This window comes from Oceanisphaera submarina (assembly GCF_046521305.1).
Lineage (GTDB): Bacteria > Pseudomonadota > Gammaproteobacteria > Enterobacterales > Aeromonadaceae > Oceanimonas > Oceanimonas submarina.
Genome location: NZ_JBKGFN010000009.1, coordinates 127,569 through 142,534, shown reverse-complemented (window position 1 = coordinate 142,534; position 14,966 = coordinate 127,569). Strand labels below are relative to the sequence as shown.

General features: G+C 54.7%; 16 protein-coding genes. All 16 read right to left on the bottom strand.

Annotated elements, in window-relative coordinates; translation table 11 throughout:
• Positions 1–83 precede the first annotated feature (83 nt).
• Positions 84–500 (bottom strand): F0F1 ATP synthase subunit epsilon, encoded by a 417-nt coding sequence (locus ACLEIV_RS10595; protein ID WP_410456619.1) that lies wholly within the window; start codon positions 498–500, stop codon positions 84–86.
• Between the two features lie 18 nt (positions 501–518).
• Complete coding sequence (gene atpD, locus ACLEIV_RS10590) at positions 519–1,907, bottom strand: F0F1 ATP synthase subunit beta (protein WP_410456618.1); 1,389 nt, start codon at positions 1,905–1,907, stop codon at positions 519–521.
• Positions 1,908–1,940: 33 nt separating this feature from the next.
• Positions 1,941–2,801 (bottom strand): F0F1 ATP synthase subunit gamma, encoded by an 861-nt coding sequence (gene atpG, locus ACLEIV_RS10585; RefSeq protein WP_410456617.1) that lies wholly within the window; start codon positions 2,799–2,801, stop codon positions 1,941–1,943.
• Between the two features lie 42 nt (positions 2,802–2,843).
• On the bottom strand, positions 2,844–4,385 hold the full coding sequence (atpA, locus tag ACLEIV_RS10580) for a F0F1 ATP synthase subunit alpha (RefSeq protein WP_410456616.1): 1,542 nt from the start codon (positions 4,383–4,385) through the stop codon (positions 2,844–2,846).
• Positions 4,386–4,399: 14 nt separating this feature from the next.
• Positions 4,400–4,930, bottom strand: a complete 531-nt coding sequence (gene atpH / locus ACLEIV_RS10575; RefSeq protein WP_410456615.1) for a F0F1 ATP synthase subunit delta — start codon at positions 4,928–4,930, stop codon at positions 4,400–4,402.
• Positions 4,931–4,943: 13 nt separating this feature from the next.
• The gene (atpF, locus tag ACLEIV_RS10570) at positions 4,944–5,414 is read right to left on the bottom strand and encodes a F0F1 ATP synthase subunit B (RefSeq protein WP_104485549.1); all 471 of its coding nucleotides are present in this window, start codon (positions 5,412–5,414) and stop codon (positions 4,944–4,946) included.
• 49 nt (positions 5,415–5,463) lie between these two features.
• On the bottom strand, positions 5,464–5,688 hold the full coding sequence (gene atpE / locus ACLEIV_RS10565; RefSeq protein WP_071471457.1) for a F0F1 ATP synthase subunit C: 225 nt from the start codon (positions 5,686–5,688) through the stop codon (positions 5,464–5,466).
• Between the two features lie 63 nt (positions 5,689–5,751).
• Positions 5,752–6,531 carry a F0F1 ATP synthase subunit A gene (atpB, locus tag ACLEIV_RS10560; protein WP_410456614.1) on the bottom strand — a complete coding sequence of 260 codons (780 nt, stop codon included), beginning with the start codon at positions 6,529–6,531 and terminating at the stop codon, positions 5,752–5,754.
• Positions 6,532–6,539: 8 nt separating this feature from the next.
• Entirely contained in the window at positions 6,540–6,923 is a 384-nt protein-coding gene (locus tag ACLEIV_RS10555; protein ID WP_410456635.1) for an ATP synthase subunit I, read from the bottom strand.
• Between the two features lie 199 nt (positions 6,924–7,122).
• Positions 7,123–8,028, bottom strand: coding sequence for a ParB/RepB/Spo0J family partition protein (locus ACLEIV_RS10550; protein WP_410456613.1), 906 nt, complete (start codon positions 8,026–8,028; stop codon positions 7,123–7,125).
• Positions 8,025–8,828 carry a ParA family protein gene (locus ACLEIV_RS10545; RefSeq protein WP_410456612.1) on the bottom strand — a complete coding sequence of 268 codons (804 nt, stop codon included), beginning with the start codon at positions 8,826–8,828 and terminating at the stop codon, positions 8,025–8,027. Before ACLEIV_RS10545 ends, ACLEIV_RS10550 begins: the two co-directional genes overlap by 4 nt.
• 9 nt (positions 8,829–8,837) lie before the next feature.
• Positions 8,838–9,488 (bottom strand): 16S rRNA (guanine(527)-N(7))-methyltransferase RsmG, encoded by a 651-nt coding sequence (gene rsmG / locus ACLEIV_RS10540; RefSeq protein WP_410456611.1) that lies wholly within the window; start codon positions 9,486–9,488, stop codon positions 8,838–8,840.
• Positions 9,489–9,493: 5 nt separating this feature from the next.
• Positions 9,494–11,383 carry a tRNA uridine-5-carboxymethylaminomethyl(34) synthesis enzyme MnmG gene (gene mnmG / locus ACLEIV_RS10535; protein ID WP_410456610.1) on the bottom strand — a complete coding sequence of 630 codons (1,890 nt, stop codon included), beginning with the start codon at positions 11,381–11,383 and terminating at the stop codon, positions 9,494–9,496.
• Positions 11,384–11,872: 489 nt separating this feature from the next.
• Positions 11,873–12,319: an FMN-binding protein MioC gene (gene mioC, locus ACLEIV_RS10530; protein ID WP_410456609.1), complete on the bottom strand. Its 447-nt coding sequence runs from the start codon at positions 12,317–12,319 to the stop codon at positions 11,873–11,875.
• 140 nt (positions 12,320–12,459) lie between these two features.
• Complete coding sequence (locus tag ACLEIV_RS10525; RefSeq protein ID WP_410456608.1) at positions 12,460–13,170, bottom strand: general secretion pathway protein GspB; 711 nt, start codon at positions 13,168–13,170, stop codon at positions 12,460–12,462.
• The gene (locus ACLEIV_RS10520; protein WP_410456607.1) at positions 13,154–14,863 is read right to left on the bottom strand and encodes an ExeA family protein; all 1,710 of its coding nucleotides are present in this window, start codon (positions 14,861–14,863) and stop codon (positions 13,154–13,156) included. Before ACLEIV_RS10520 ends, ACLEIV_RS10525 begins: the two co-directional genes overlap by 17 nt.
• Between the last annotated feature and the right edge of the window lie 103 nt (positions 14,864–14,966).

Sequence of the window (14,966 nt, the reverse complement as noted above, 5' to 3'; positions counted from 1 at the left end):
TAAAAAACTGCCGTCATTCTGATTTTTTTATAAAAAAAAAGCGACCCTGGGGCCGCTTTTTTACGTACGGATATTAACGCACGTTATTTTTTAACCAACTGCAGCACGCGCAGTTTCGCCAGAGCCCGGGCCAGATCGGCGGCCGCTTCTGCGTAATCCACATCGTGTGAGGAATTCTGCAGTTTGGCTTCCGCCGCTCGTTTGGCTTCTTCGGCCTTGGCTTTATCCAGATCTTCGGCGCGAATCGCAGTGTCGGCCAGAACCATGACACTGCTGCCCTGCACTTCCAGCATACCGCCGGAAACATACAGAACTTCTTGCTGGCCGGCCTTGGTGACATATTGCACCAGGCCGGGACGGATAGCCGTCAGCAAGGGGGCATGTCCGTAACGGATCCCCAATTCACCCTCAGAGCCGGATACAGTCACCGCACTGACAGAGCCGGAGTACAAACGCTCCTCGGCACTGACGATGTCTAGGTGAAAGTTAAAATCGGCCATCAGGTTCTCCTTCGAGGCTTACAGTTTCTTGGCTTTCTCGACGGCTTCGTCGATGGAACCAACCATGTAGAACGCCTGCTCGGGCAGCGAATCGTAATCACCGTCCAGAATGCCTTTGAAACCAATGATGGTATCTTTCAGGGACACGTACTTACCGGGAGAACCGGTGAATACTTCGGCCACGAAGAAAGGCTGGGACAGGAAACGCTCGATTTTACGGGCACGGGATACAGTCAGCTTGTCGTCTTCAGACAGTTCGTCCATACCCAGGATGGCGATGATGTCTTTCAGCTCTTTATAGCGCTGCAACACGGTCTGTACGCCACGGGCGACGGAGTAGTGCTCTTCACCAACCACCTGCGGATCCAGCTGACGGCTGGTGGAATCCAGCGGATCAACGGCCGGGTAGATACCCAGGGCGGCGATCTGACGGCTCAGTACCACGGTAGCGTCCAGGTGGGCGAAGGTGGTCGCCGGAGACGGATCGGTCAAGTCATCCGCGGGCACGTAAACGGCCTGTACGGAGGTGATGGAACCGGTCTTGGTGGAGGTGATACGCTCCTGCAGAACACCCATCTCTTCGGCCAGCGTCGGCTGGTAACCTACTGCAGAAGGCATACGGCCCAGCAGTGCGGATACTTCGGTACCGGCCAGAGTGTAACGATAGATGTTATCCACGAAGAACAGTACGTCACGGCCTTCGTCACGGAACTTCTCGGCCATGGTCAGACCGGTCAGCGCCACGCGCAGACGGTTGCCGGGCGGCTCGTTCATCTGACCGTATACCAGCGATACCTTGTCGATAACGTTGGAGTCGGTCATTTCGTGATAGAAGTCGTTACCTTCACGGGTACGCTCACCAACACCGGCAAATACGGAGTAACCGCTGTGCTCGATGGCGATGTTACGGATCAGTTCCATCATGTTTACGGTTTTACCAACACCGGCACCACCGAACAGACCAACTTTACCACCCTTGGCGAACGGACAAACCAGATCGATAACCTTGATACCGGTTTCCAGCAGCTCGGAGCTGTTGGACTGCTCTTCATAGCTGGGCGCTTCGCGATGGATAGACCAACGGTCTTCTTCACCGATAGGACCCTTCTCATCGATAGGGTTGCCCAGTACGTCCATGATACGACCCAGAGTCTGAGTGCCTACCGGCACCTTGATCGGGTTGTTGGTACGTTCGATTTCCAGACCGCGGCGCAGGCCGTCGGAGGAACCCATGACGATACAGCGCACAACGCCGCCGCCAATTTGCTGCTGAACTTCCAGAACCAGGCCCTGGCTCTGGCCTTCAGTCGTGATCTTCAGCGCTTCATATACGTGGGGAACCGCATCTTGCGGAAATTCCACGTCTACTACGGCGCCGATGATTTGGACTATGATACCCTTACTCATGTCAAATCCTCTAAACCTTTGAATACCCTTGCCTTATACGGCACCGGCACCGGCAACAATCTCACTCAGCTCTTGGGTAATCGCAGCCTGACGGGCTTTGTTATACACCAATTGCAGATCTTCTATCAGATCGCCGGCGTTATCGGTGGCGGCTTTCATCGCCACCATACGTGCAGCCTGCTCACTGGCCAGGTTTTCTACCACGCCCTGATACACCTGTGCTTCCACAAAGCGTACCAGCAGCTTGTCCAACAACGATTTTGGATCAGGCTCGTAGAGGTAGTCCCAGCTGTGGCTGGCCACGTTTTCTTCCGATGCAGGTAAGGGCAACAGTTGATCGACCGTGGGTTTCTGAACCATGGTGTTTTCAAACTTGTTGAACACCAGATACAGCTTGTCTATCTCACCCTTGTTGTATGCCTCAAGCATGACATTAACGGAGCCAATCAGCTCAGACAGCGACGGGTTATCACCCAGGCCGCTCTTCTGTGCGACGACCTTGCCGCCATGACGGTTGAAAAAGCTTACCGCCTTGCTGCCAACCAGAGCCAGGTCTACACCTGCGCCCTTGTCGGACCATGCTTTCATTTCATTAATGGCTTGTTTGAACAGGTTGATGTTCAAACCGCCACAGAGGCCACGATCGGTCGAGATGATAATAAACCCAACGCGCTTAACCTCGCGGTCTGCCAGATAGGGGTGCTTGTATTCCAAGTTCCCCTGCGCGATGTGGCCGATCACCTTGCGTATGGTTTCAGCGTATGGGCGGCTGTGGTCCATACGATCCTGCGCTCTGCGCATTTTCGAGGCGGCCACCATCTCCATAGCGCTGGTGATCTTCTGAGTGTTTTTGACACTCCCGATCTTGCTACGTATTTCTTTTGCGCCGGCCATGTCGCTTCTCCAATTCAGGTGGCAGCAAACGCTGCCACATGGTTACCAGGACTGGGTAGCCTTGAAGCTATCCAGCAACGCAGTCAGCTGGGCAACAACATCTTTGTTGAAGTCAGCTTTCTCGTTGATCTCCGCCATCACGGCGGCATGTTCTGAATTGGCATAAGCGAGCAGGGCGGCTTCGAACGTAGTGATGAGCTTCAGCTCAACATCGTCCAGGTAGCCATTTTCGGCGGCAAACAGTACCAGGCCCTGTTCGGCGACGGACATGGGACGGTATTGCTTCTGCTTCATCAGCTCGGTCACTTTCTGACCGTGACTCAACTGCTTGCGAGTCGCCTCATCCAGATCGGAAGAGAACTGAGCAAAGGCCGCCAGTTCGCGGTACTGAGCCAGAGCGGTACGGATACCACCGGACAGCTTCTTGATGATCTTGGTCTGCGCAGCACCACCAACACGGGATACGGAGATACCCGGATCAACCGCCGGACGAATACCGGAATTGAACAGCTCTGTGGTCAGGAAGATCTGACCATCGGTGATGGAGATAACGTTGGTCGGTACGAAGGCAGAAACGTCACCGGCCTGGGTTTCGATGATCGGCAGTGCGGTCAGAGAACCAGTCTTGCCTTTCACTTCACCATTGGTGAACTTTTCTACGTAGTCGACAGACACGCGAGAGGCACGTTCCAGCAGGCGGGAGTGCAGATAGAACACATCACCCGGATAAGCTTCACGGCCCGGCGGACGACGCAGCAGCAGAGAGATCTGACGGTAGGCAACGGCCTGCTTGGACAGGTCATCGTACACGATCAGGGCATCTTCACCGCGGTCACGGAAGAACTCGCCCATGGCACAACCGGAGTAGGGTGCCAGGTACTGCAGGGCAGCAGACTCGGAAGCGGAAGCCACCACGACGATGGTGTTCGCCAGGGCGCCGTGCTCTTCCAGCTTGCGTACCACGTTAGAGATGGTGGACGCTTTCTGGCCGATGGCCACGTACACACACTTAACGCCGGAGTCTTTCTGGTTGATGATGGCATCGACGGCCAGGGCAGTTTTACCTACCTGACGGTCACCGATGATCAGCTCACGCTGACCACGACCAACCGGGATCATGGCATCGACGGCTTTATAACCAGTTTGCAGCGGCTGATCGACCGATTGACGATCGATAACGCCCGGTGCAATCACTTCTACCGGAGAGAAGGTATCGGCTTCAATGGCGCCTTTACCGTCGATGGGCTCACCCAGGGTGTTAACCACACGACCCAGCAGGTTGCGACCTACCGGTACTTCCAGGATACGGCCAGTGGATTGAACCTTCATGCCTTCGGCCAGATCCGCATAAGGACCCATTACCACGGCACCGACGGAGTCACGCTCCAGGTTCAATGCCAGGGCGTAACGACCGCCCGGCAGTTCAATCATTTCACCTTGCATGATATCAGCAAGGCCGTGAACACGAATGATGCCATCGCTTACAGAGACGATGGTACCTTCGTTTCGTGCTTCACTGACAACGTTGAATTGCTCGATACGCTGTTTTATCAGCTCGGCAATTTCAGTTGAATTCAGTTGCATGCTCTATTCCCCAATCAAGATTGCAGCGTTTCAGCCAAGCGGGACAGCCTGCCCCGAACACTTCCGTCGATTACCATGTCACCGGCTTTGATGATGATGCCGGCCATCAGGCTCTTATCGACGCTGCAATTCAGCTTCACCTTGCGCTCCAGGCGCTTTTCAAGTGAAGCCTGAATCTTGGCCATTTGTTGCTTGGTCAGTTTGGCAGCAGAAACCACGTCGGCTTCCACTTCCCGGTCCAGCTCCGCCTTCATCGAGACGAATTCCAGTACCACTGCAGGCAACACACTCAAGCGTCCGTTTGCAGCCAGAACCTGAATCAGGTTCTGGCCTTGCTCATCGAGCTGTTCGCCACAGACAGCCAAAAACACCCCGGCCATCTTTTCCGCGTTCAGATTGCTGCTGAGCACTTCGGCCATTTCTTCGTTTTGCGCCACTTCGGCTGCAAAACTCAGCATGGTCAACCAGTTCTCAACCGCTTTTTTCTCAACGGCAAAATCGAAAGCTGCTTTGGCATAGGGGCGAGCAATGGTTTTCATTTCCATAGCTCTATGTCCCTTACAGTTCAGCTACTACTTTCTCAACAATGTCGCTGTTGGCAGCGGCATCAATCTGACGCTCGAGGATCTTCTCTGCACCCACCAGGGCAAGAGCAGCAACCTGCTTACGCAGTTCCTCTTTGACACGATTGCGTTCGGCTTCAACTTCTGCCTGGGCCTGTGCCAAAATTTTCTCACGCTCGGCCTGAGCTTCACGTGTTGCATCCTCGACGATCTGGGCCTTGCGCTTGTTAGCCAGCTCAACAATTTGAGCGGACTGCAGCTTGGCTTCTTTCAACTGTTCGGTTGCATTGTTTTGCGCCAGAGCCAGGTCTTTCTTGGCCCGTTCCGCCGAGGACAAGCCTTCGGCGATTTCTTTCTGGCGATTTTCAATGGCTGCCATCAGCGGCGGCCATACAAACTTCATGCAAAACCAAACGAACAGGATAAACGCGATCGTTTGACCGAGGATTGTTGCGTTCATGTTCATCGCAACTCTCCTTTAAAATGGTTAGCAGACTGATTGATAGACCGAGCCATTAAGCTACGGCGAAGATCAGATACAGAGCCATACCAACGGTGATCATGGGGATGGCGTCAACCAGACCAACCACGATAAAGAAGTTGCCGCGCAGGGCAGGCAGCATGTCCGGCTGGCGAGCCGCACTTTCCAGGAACTTACCACCCAGCATAGAAATACCGATAGCACCACCGATAGAAGCCAGACCCAGCATAAGAGCGGCAGCGATGAAAATCATTTCCATTTTTTTTCTCCAATTGTTAGCGGTTAGAACGACTGCTTGTTAATATATTGTTATCTTTTGTTATTAATGTTCTTCATGAGCCATTGACAGATAAACAACGGTCAATATCATGAAGATGAAAGCCTGCAGGGTGATAATCAGGATATGGAAAATCGCCCAAGGCACATTAAGGGCCCATTGAGACCACCACGGCAGCAGACCGGCAATCAAGATGAAAATCATCTCACCGGCATACATGTTACCGAACAGTCGCAAACCCAGAGAGATAGGCTTGGCGATCAGTGATACGGTCTCAAGCACCAAGTTAACAGGGATCATGGACCAATGGTTCAACGGTTGCATGGTCAGCTCTTTAACGAAGCCGGACACGCCTTTCATCTTGATGCTGTAGAAAATGATCAAGATAAACACGGAGAACGCCATGGACATGGTGATGTTAACATCGGCGGAAGGAACAACCCTCAGGTAAGGAACACCTAGCAATTGAGCGCCATAGGGCAGATAGTCGACCGGGATAAGGTCCATCAGGTTCATCAGGAAGACCCAGACAAAAATGGTCAGCGCCAGAGGCGCAATCAACGCATTTTTACCATGGAAGACGTCCTTGACGGATTTATCCACAAATTCGACCAGCAGCTCAACGGCACATTGCAACTTGCCGGGAACTCCACTGGTTGCACGAGATGCAACCTTGTTGAAGCCCCACAAGAACAGCATTCCCAGGACAACGGAAACAAGCAAAGAATCGATATTTAACGCCCAAAACCCCGAACCAATCTGCAGGTGTTGCAGGTGGTGAGAGATATAACCCTGGGAAGTTAAGACATCTCCTGTTGCAGCCATGTGTTTTCCTAGTAACGGTTGTTGAGAGTGAACGAAAGAATCCACTGCATCAGCAATGCTAGGGCGTAAGCCGTATAAAGAGGAGCATGAAGCACCTCCATGTACTTGAGCGCTATCACAAACAACAAGATAGTGCTGCCAAACTTAATCCCTGCCCCGCTGTAAAAGTCCGCCACAACACTGCGTGGCGAGTCGTGCCCGGCGCTGAACGCCAGAACCCGAACGCTAAACAGACATTGGGGAACCCAGTAGATTCCGCCCCCTATGAGGGCGGAACGGGCGGCTGCCTCTCCCTGCTGGTAAAAAAACAGGGTGGAGACCGCCACCACCAGGAGTAATTGACCAGACAAGATAACCAGCGCCATTTGCTTGTCGCTCAGGTGCCGCTTCATTTGCTTCACAAAAACTCCCGATACAGTTAGGGGCTTGCTGACCACACAGATGTGTTGTCAGATAAGCCCCAAAAAAGCAGGTCAAATTATACCCGTGCCCGGCGTAAATGCAATTGCAGTAAAACCTTATTTTTAACGGCTTATTGCGGTTTTTCCGACCATTTACAACGGGTTAAACTGGTTGAATATTTATCGCGACTCAAACTTCCGGCGTGTCGTTAATACCGAAAAAATGACTTATTTTATCCAATTCATTCAATGAGTTATAAGAAATCACCAGTTTCCCCCTGTCCTTGTGAGTCGACTTGATTTCTACTTTTGAACCCAGTTTTTCACCGATTTCCCGCTCAAGCTGACTCATCAACAAGGATCCGGGCTGTTCGATTTTCTCTTTTTCCGGCGCCAGGCTCTGCTTGACCAGTTTTTCGGTTTCCCGCACCGTCAGCGCCTTCTGGGCCACCAGCCGGGCCAGTTCTGTCTGTTGCTCACCGGTGATCGCCAGCAGCGCCCGGGCATGCCCCATCTCCAGCGAGCCGTGTTCCACCAGTTGCTTCACCTCGTCGTTGAGCTGGGCAAGGCGCAACAGGTTGGAGACGGTACTGCGACTCTTGCCCACCGCCTCGGCCACCGACAGATGGGTAAAACCGAATTCTTCGATCAAACGTAGCAGGGCACGTGATTCTTCAATCACATTCAAATCTTCGCGCTGAATATTCTCGATAAGGCCGATGGCCATGGCTTCTTTATCGGCCACGTCCTTGATCAGGCAGGGCACCTGACTCAAACCGGCGATACGCGCCGCCCGCCAGCGCCGCTCGCCGGCCAGGATCTCGTAGCCGCCTGATTCAAGAGGTCTCACCACTATGGGCTGGATGATGCCTTGTTGGCGAATGGAGGTGGCCAGCTCTTCCAGTGCCACCTGGGACATGTCCCGGCGCGGCTGGTATTTACCCGGTTGCAGCTCGTTCAGAGCAAGTGTTTGCAGTTCACCGTTGGCAGCCGGCTGGGAATGGATATCGGCCTGATGCTGACGCAGATTGGCGGCTGAGCTGGTGCTGAGCAGGGCATCCAGACCCTTGCCCAGACCACGTCGTTTGATGGTCATGCGGTTTGTTCCGAAGGTTCGTTAGAATCCACAGCCAGTTCTTCCCGGCGCAGAATTTCACCGGCCAGGGCCAGATAGGCCTTGGCACCCAATGAGGATTTGTCGTAATACATGGCCGGAGTACCGAAGCTGGGCGCCTCGGCCAGGCGGACATTACGGGGAATGACGGTGCGATAGACCTTATCACCGAAGTGGCTTTTAAGCTGATCGGACACCTCATTGGACAGTCGGTTGCGATGATCAAACATGGTACGCAATATGCCTTCAATCCTGAGTGTCGGGTTCACCACCGACGCCAGCTTGCTGATGGTATCCACCAGCGCCGTCAGGCCTTCCAGCGCAAAGTATTCACACTGCATCGGCACCAGTACCGAGTCCGCCGCCGACATGGCATTCACCGTCAACAGGTTGAGGGAAGGAGGGCAGTCGATAAAAATATAATCATAATAATCGCGCACCGGCGCCAGGGCATTGCGCAGGCGCACTTCTCGGGCAAACACTTCCATCAGCCGGATTTCGGCGGCGGTGACATCGCCGTTACCGGCAATAAGATCATAACCACCGCTGGTTTCCCGTTCGACTACCTGCTCGACCGGTACCTCGTCCACCAGCAAATCATAGGCGGTGTTGGCGACCTGGTATTTGTCGATGCCGCTGGCCATGGTGGCATTGCCCTGCGGATCCAGGTCTATCACCAGTACCTTGCGTTTGGTCGCGGCCATGGAGGCCGCCAAGTTGACACACGTTGTGGTTTTGCCCACGCCCCCTTTCTGGTTGGCAATGGCGATGACTTTTCCCACCGGACACCTCTACTGGCTGGCTAGTTTGATGACCACCAGATGGCGGTCGCCTTCCTGCTCGGGCACGGTTAACGGATAAACCCGATCCAGTGCAAGATGAGCAGGCAATGATTGTAACTCCTGCTCCGGATATTGCCCCTTCAACGCCAGAAAACGGCCTTCGGGGGTCGGAAGGTGAACGCACCAGCTTACCATGTCATCCAGCGAAGCAAAGGCCCGACTCAACACGCCATCAAACTTTTGCTCCGGGTTGAAATCTTCCACCCGGCTCTGCACCGCCTCGACGTTGGTCAGCCCCAGCTGATGGACCACCATGCGAATAAAACGGATGCGCTTGCCCAGGCTGTCGAGCAGCACGAACTGCTTGTCGGGATTGATGATGGCCAACGGCAGACCCGGCAGGCCGGGGCCTGTGCCCACATCGATAAAACGCTCACCCTGCAGGTGAGGGCTCACTACCAGGCTATCCACGATATGGCGGCCCATCATGGCGATAGGGTCCCGTACCGAGGTCAGGTTGAAGGCCTTGTTCCATTTGTCGAGCAAGGTGACCAGTGTCACCAGCTTATCGGCCTGCTCGGGAGTAACCGACAGCTCGGTCTGACTCAGCAAGCGTTCTAGTGTGTTCTGTAGTTGATCGTGCATCTTGTTGTTGCTCATGGTTCTTACGCCGACTTGCGCAGCAGGCCGCGTTTCTTGAGATGCACCAGTAATATCGAAATCGCCGCCGGTGTCACACCGGAAATCCGCGAGGCCATGCCCAGGGTTTCGGGTCTGGCCTGATTAAGCTTGGCGATCACCTCATGCGACAGGCCCGGCACCTCGCCATAATCCAGATCCAGTGGCAGGCGTGTGTGTTCGTTGCGCAGATGCTTCTGGATTTCGTCTTTCTGTCGTTCGATATAACCGGCGTATTTAATCTGGATTTCTACCTGTTCGGCGGCTTGCTCGTGATCGATACCGGGCCCTATGCCATCCACCGCCATCAGGCTGGTGTAATTTACTTCGGGTCGGCGCAACAGTTCTTCCAGGTTGTGCTCACGGCTGAGCGGTGTTTTCAGCAATTCGTTCAGCGCCGGAGCGGCGTCATGAGCGGGGCTGATCCAGTTGGTCCGCAGACGCTGACTTTCCTGGCTGATGCGTTCCATCTTGTCACAGAACATGGCCCAGCGATGATCGTCCACCAGACCCAGGTTGCGGCCTTCTTCGGTCAGGCGGATATCTGCATTGTCTTCCCGCAGCAGCAGGCGATATTCGGCTCGGCTGGTAAACATGCGGTAGGGCTCCTGGGTACCCAGGGTGGACAGGTCGTCCATCATGACTCCCAGGTAGGCCTGATCCCGGCGTGGCGACCAGGCTTCCTTGTCGAAAGCCCGCAGGGCGGCATTCAGACCGGCCAACAACCCCTGGGCACCGGCTTCTTCATAGCCGGTGGTACCGTTGATCTGACCGGCGAAGAACAGGTTGTGCAGACACTTGTTTTCCATGTTGATCTTCAGATCGCGAGGATCGAAATAATCGTATTCGATGGCATAGCCGGGACGCATGATATGTGCCTGCTCGAATCCCTTGATCGAACGGACGATCGCCAGCTGCACGTCGAAGGGCAGGCTGGTGGAAATACCGTTGGGATACAGCTCGGTGCTGGTTAGCCCTTCGGGCTCGACGAAGATTTGATGAGATGTCTTGTCGGCAAAGCGGGTGATCTTGTCTTCGATCGAGGGGCAATAACGGGGGCCGATCCCTTCGATCACACCGGCGTACATGGGGCTGCGATCCAGGTTTTTACGGATCACCTCATGGGTTTTCTCATTGGTATGAGTGATGTAACAGGGGATCTGCTGGGGATGATCCTCACGGTTGCCGATGAACGAAAAGACCGGAGTCGGGTTATCACCTGGCTGAACCTGCATCACCGAGAAATCCACGCTGTTGGCATCGATTCTGGGTGGGGTACCGGTTTTCAGTCGATCGGTGCGCAGTGGCAGTTCGCGCAGGTGGTTTGCCAGGGTGATGGAAGGAGGATCACCGGCGCGTCCGCCCTTGTAATTATCCATGCCGATATGGATCAGACCGTTGAGGAAGGTCCCGACCGTCAGCACCACGGTTTTGGCCCGGAATTTAAGACCGGTCTGAGTGACAACACCGACGACGGTGTCGCCGTCGAGCAGCAGATCATCACAGGCCTGCTGGAAGATCCTCAGGTTTGGCTGGTTTTCCAGTCGGGTTCTGACTGCTTGCCGATACAGCTGACGATCCGCCTGTGCTCTGGTCGCTCGCACGGCGGGACCTTTGGAGGCGTTGAGGGTTCGAAACTGGATCCCGGCGTGATCGGCGGCGGTACCCATGATCCCGCCGAGGGCATCGATCTCCTTGACCAGATGGCCCTTGCCGATACCCCCGATGGCCGGATTGCACGACATTTGTCCCAAAGTATCTACGTTATGGGTCAATAACAGGGTGTTTGCTCCCATACGAGCGGCAGCAGCAGCAGCTTCTGTGCCGGCATGACCGCCACCCACAACAATGACGTCAAACGATTCTTCATATTGCATAACAGATACTCTTGAGACAGGCAGGCATAAGGATCCCGAAGGGCGGTTATTTTAGCTTTTTTAACGAGAGGATGGAAACCGGATCGAGAGGATCTCGTGATCGTTAATAGATCTTAGATCTCTAGAGAGATCTTCTGTTAGATCTATTATTAGGGCCGAGCGGATCTGTGAATAACCGTTTTTTGATCTTTAAGATCATGAAGTTAGTTGCGATCGATTGATGTGTACAACCTTGCGGGAGCCTCCCTTGGGCCGGTGGGTAACTTGCATAGTTATCAACAGCGACCGGTGATGTTTTATTTGATTAATAGGATAACTATAGGTTTAACACCGGGTTCAAGCATGGTTATACACAGAGGCGGTTTTTTTAGCGAAGGATGGGGGCGGGGATCTAGCGGCGGGATCTGTTGATAACTTGGTGGAAAGAATTTTATCGGAGTGCGGATCCTGCTGTGAGCAGATCCGCAACATCCGACTCAAAATGAGGATCTACTGGTGTGATAACCATAGATCCAGCCATTTTTTGGCGATCACCTCCGGCGGATCCGGCTGGCTGACATCTATATCTAGTCGATCGGCGATCCGCCGTGCACCTCGAGCTGCAAGCTGTTGATCCAGGGTTTCTATGGCGTGGCAGAAAGTATCGTAAGCCGAATCACCCAGGCCGACGGCCAGATATGCCAATCCGGTTAAATCCGGCTCTTGCTCGCTCAATTGCAGCGAGAAGGGCTGAATATTGTCGGGTAGATCTCCGGCGCCATGGGTGGAGCAGACCAGTAGCAGGTAATGATCGGGCCTGATCAAGATGTGATCAAGCTGGGGAGAAGTGTGAATAAGCGTTTGATGGCCGTGGTTTTGCAGGATCCCGGCCAGTTCATCGGCCAGATCTTCCGCGCTGCCAAGAGTGGAGCCCACCAGCAGGGTGAAGTGACTCATACAGTTCCTTGATAAAGACGATGGCGCCGATTTTAGCATCATCCGAGGGCGACTGTGGTGCCGGATCTGCGTCTGCCAATAGTGGTTCCGGCTCGAAAACAGTCGTGCAGGAGCTTATCTGCAATGCTTGAGTTTCTTGTTTATCCTCCGACTGATTTTAAATGAAACGCTTGGCCTTCAAAATTCAGAATAACCCCCTTGGGAGTAATGCTTTGCAACCGCAAGGCCCCGATTTGCTGTCCTTCGCGCAGCATCTGCCCGTTGATACTGGCCATCCGGCTGCCAGCAGTCTTGGAGTAGATGTGAACCGACAGCGTCAGCGCGGGCAGTTTTGTTCGAATACTGGCTGGCAGCTCACGCAGATCCGGCACGCCGGGATCGAACGCCGGTTCTGGAACTGACACCGAGTCGGAAGCAGTTAACGGCTTGGGCCCGGCAACAACAATGATGGGTGCCGCCGTGGTGCTGGCTCGCGGGTCGGGATTCATGGTCAGGGTGGGAGGCTCATCCAACAGGATACGCATTGGAGATGAGTCAATCACAATCGGCGTTCTGGTCGTGGCGGGGTCAGGCTCCGCCGCTGCTGCATCCTCGGGAAGCGTCGCGCCGGGCACAGGTAAAGTGATGACTTGCTGCGGCGATTGCAGCCATGCAGAGCCGATTTTACCCAGGCCATATCCCAGTATTAGCGCCAGCAGCACACCGGCTGGCAACCACCATAACCGGTGCCGGTAACCGGGAGTCCGTTGCAAACTCGGTATCTCGCCCGGTGGCGGGGCTGTCTCTGCCGACGAAGCCTGCCGACTTCGCTTGCGTTCCGATTGTTTGAGCGCATCAAGGATATATGACACTGGTTATCTCCTGTTGACCGCTAAGTCTGGGCGCATCATTCATAAGCATGGCGTTGAGATAAATACTGGTTTGTGGCCCGAAAATACCATCGGCGGTCAGTCCTCTGCTGCGTTGAAATGCCCTGATATTACCGACCAGTACTTCATCGTAATGTTGGTGCTGCCGACGAGGGGCTCGTTCTTGCCAGTGCGCCATTTGCTGCTCCAGCCAGGCGACGACTTTTCCTTTGCTACCGGGGTACAGCGGCGCCTGATAATGCGGCGGCAACTGCCACAGCAGAACGTAGCTGTGGGGCCAGCTGGCTGCCAGTTTCATCAGTGACATGCTCTTGAGTTGACCGCCCACCATCAAGTCTGCCCGCTCGTCATTAAAACGGATCAGCGTGGCATAAACGGCTCCTTTTTCAGGGTGTTCCAGGCGAAAAATAACCGGGTGGTTCTGTTGCCGCACCGTATCTAGATCGCCACTTTGAAAGGCGCATTCCAGTCGATGCCGGCGGGCAAAAGGGCATACCACGGGATCTTCGGTCGGGTCGTAATCGAGCCCCCATAGTGCAAACAGATGCTGATATGCCATGACCTGGCTCAGGTCGGTGGTCAGGGCCGCAGGCCATTGCCAGGGATCAAACCGGGTAACGGCATCATTCGGTGTCGGTGTCGATGCGCTTTGATCCGTCGGAGCCAGTTCCGGAGTCTGGATGCCGGTGGTGCCTTTCTCCTCCTGTCGTTGCGAGCGGTCGTTATGGCTAACGACTGGCGTGGGGGTTGCCAGCCCGCTTATGCCGGTAATGCCCGGCCAGGTTGACTGAGCCAGCCAGCCGCCGGTGACCATCAGGGCGAGCAGGCCGGCGGCAATGACAAGGGGCCGCCAGCGCGCGAGTGTCGGCGAAACGCCCAGCACTTCGACGGCGGCGCGGTTCAGGGTGGCCAGATCGACCCGGGGCAGCCGTTGCACGTAGGCCCCCAGTAAGGCCCGGTCGCAGATCACGTTGATAAGCCGGGGCACGCCGCCGGTCAGGCGATACAGCCGGCGCAGGCTGTTGTGCCGGAACAGTGCCGCTTCTATTCCCGCCACCGATAACCGGTGGGCGATATAGGCCTTCATCTCACTGAACGACAAGGGGGCAAGGTGATAACGGGCTGTGATCCGCTGAGACAACTGGCGCAGTTCGGGCTGCTTGAGTTTGTCGGCCAGCTCCGGCTGACCCAGCAGGATAATCTGCAACAGCTTATGGGTATTGGTTTCCAGATTGGTCAGCAGCCTGATTTGCTCCAATACCTCGGTAGAAAGATTCTGGGCTTCATCGATCATCAGTACCGTTTGGCGGCCCTGAGCATGAGCATTGAGCAAACGATGGTGAATGGCATCGGTCAACTGTTTTAAGTTAGCTCCTTCGTTGAGCGGTATGGCCAGTTCCTGACAAATGGCGGACAGTAATTCTTGTGCGGTGTATTTGGGATTGAGAATAAAGGCCAGATCGGTGTGCTCCGGTACCTGTTCAAGCAGGCTTCTACATACCGTGGTTTTACCGGTGCCTACTTCACCTGTCAGTAGCACGAAGCCACCATTGCAACTCAGGCCATACTGTAAATGAGCCAGTGCTTCTCTGTGCTGCTGGCTGAGGTAGAGATAACGCGGATCGGGCGCAATGGAGAATGGCAGATCGCTGAGGCCGAAATAAGAGTCGTACATGATGACCATCCCTGGATACATATACCCATAACTATAGAAGTCCCTCGGCCAGCCGGCTCAACCAAACCGGCGGCCACGACGATGAACCAGTGTCATTTCGGCA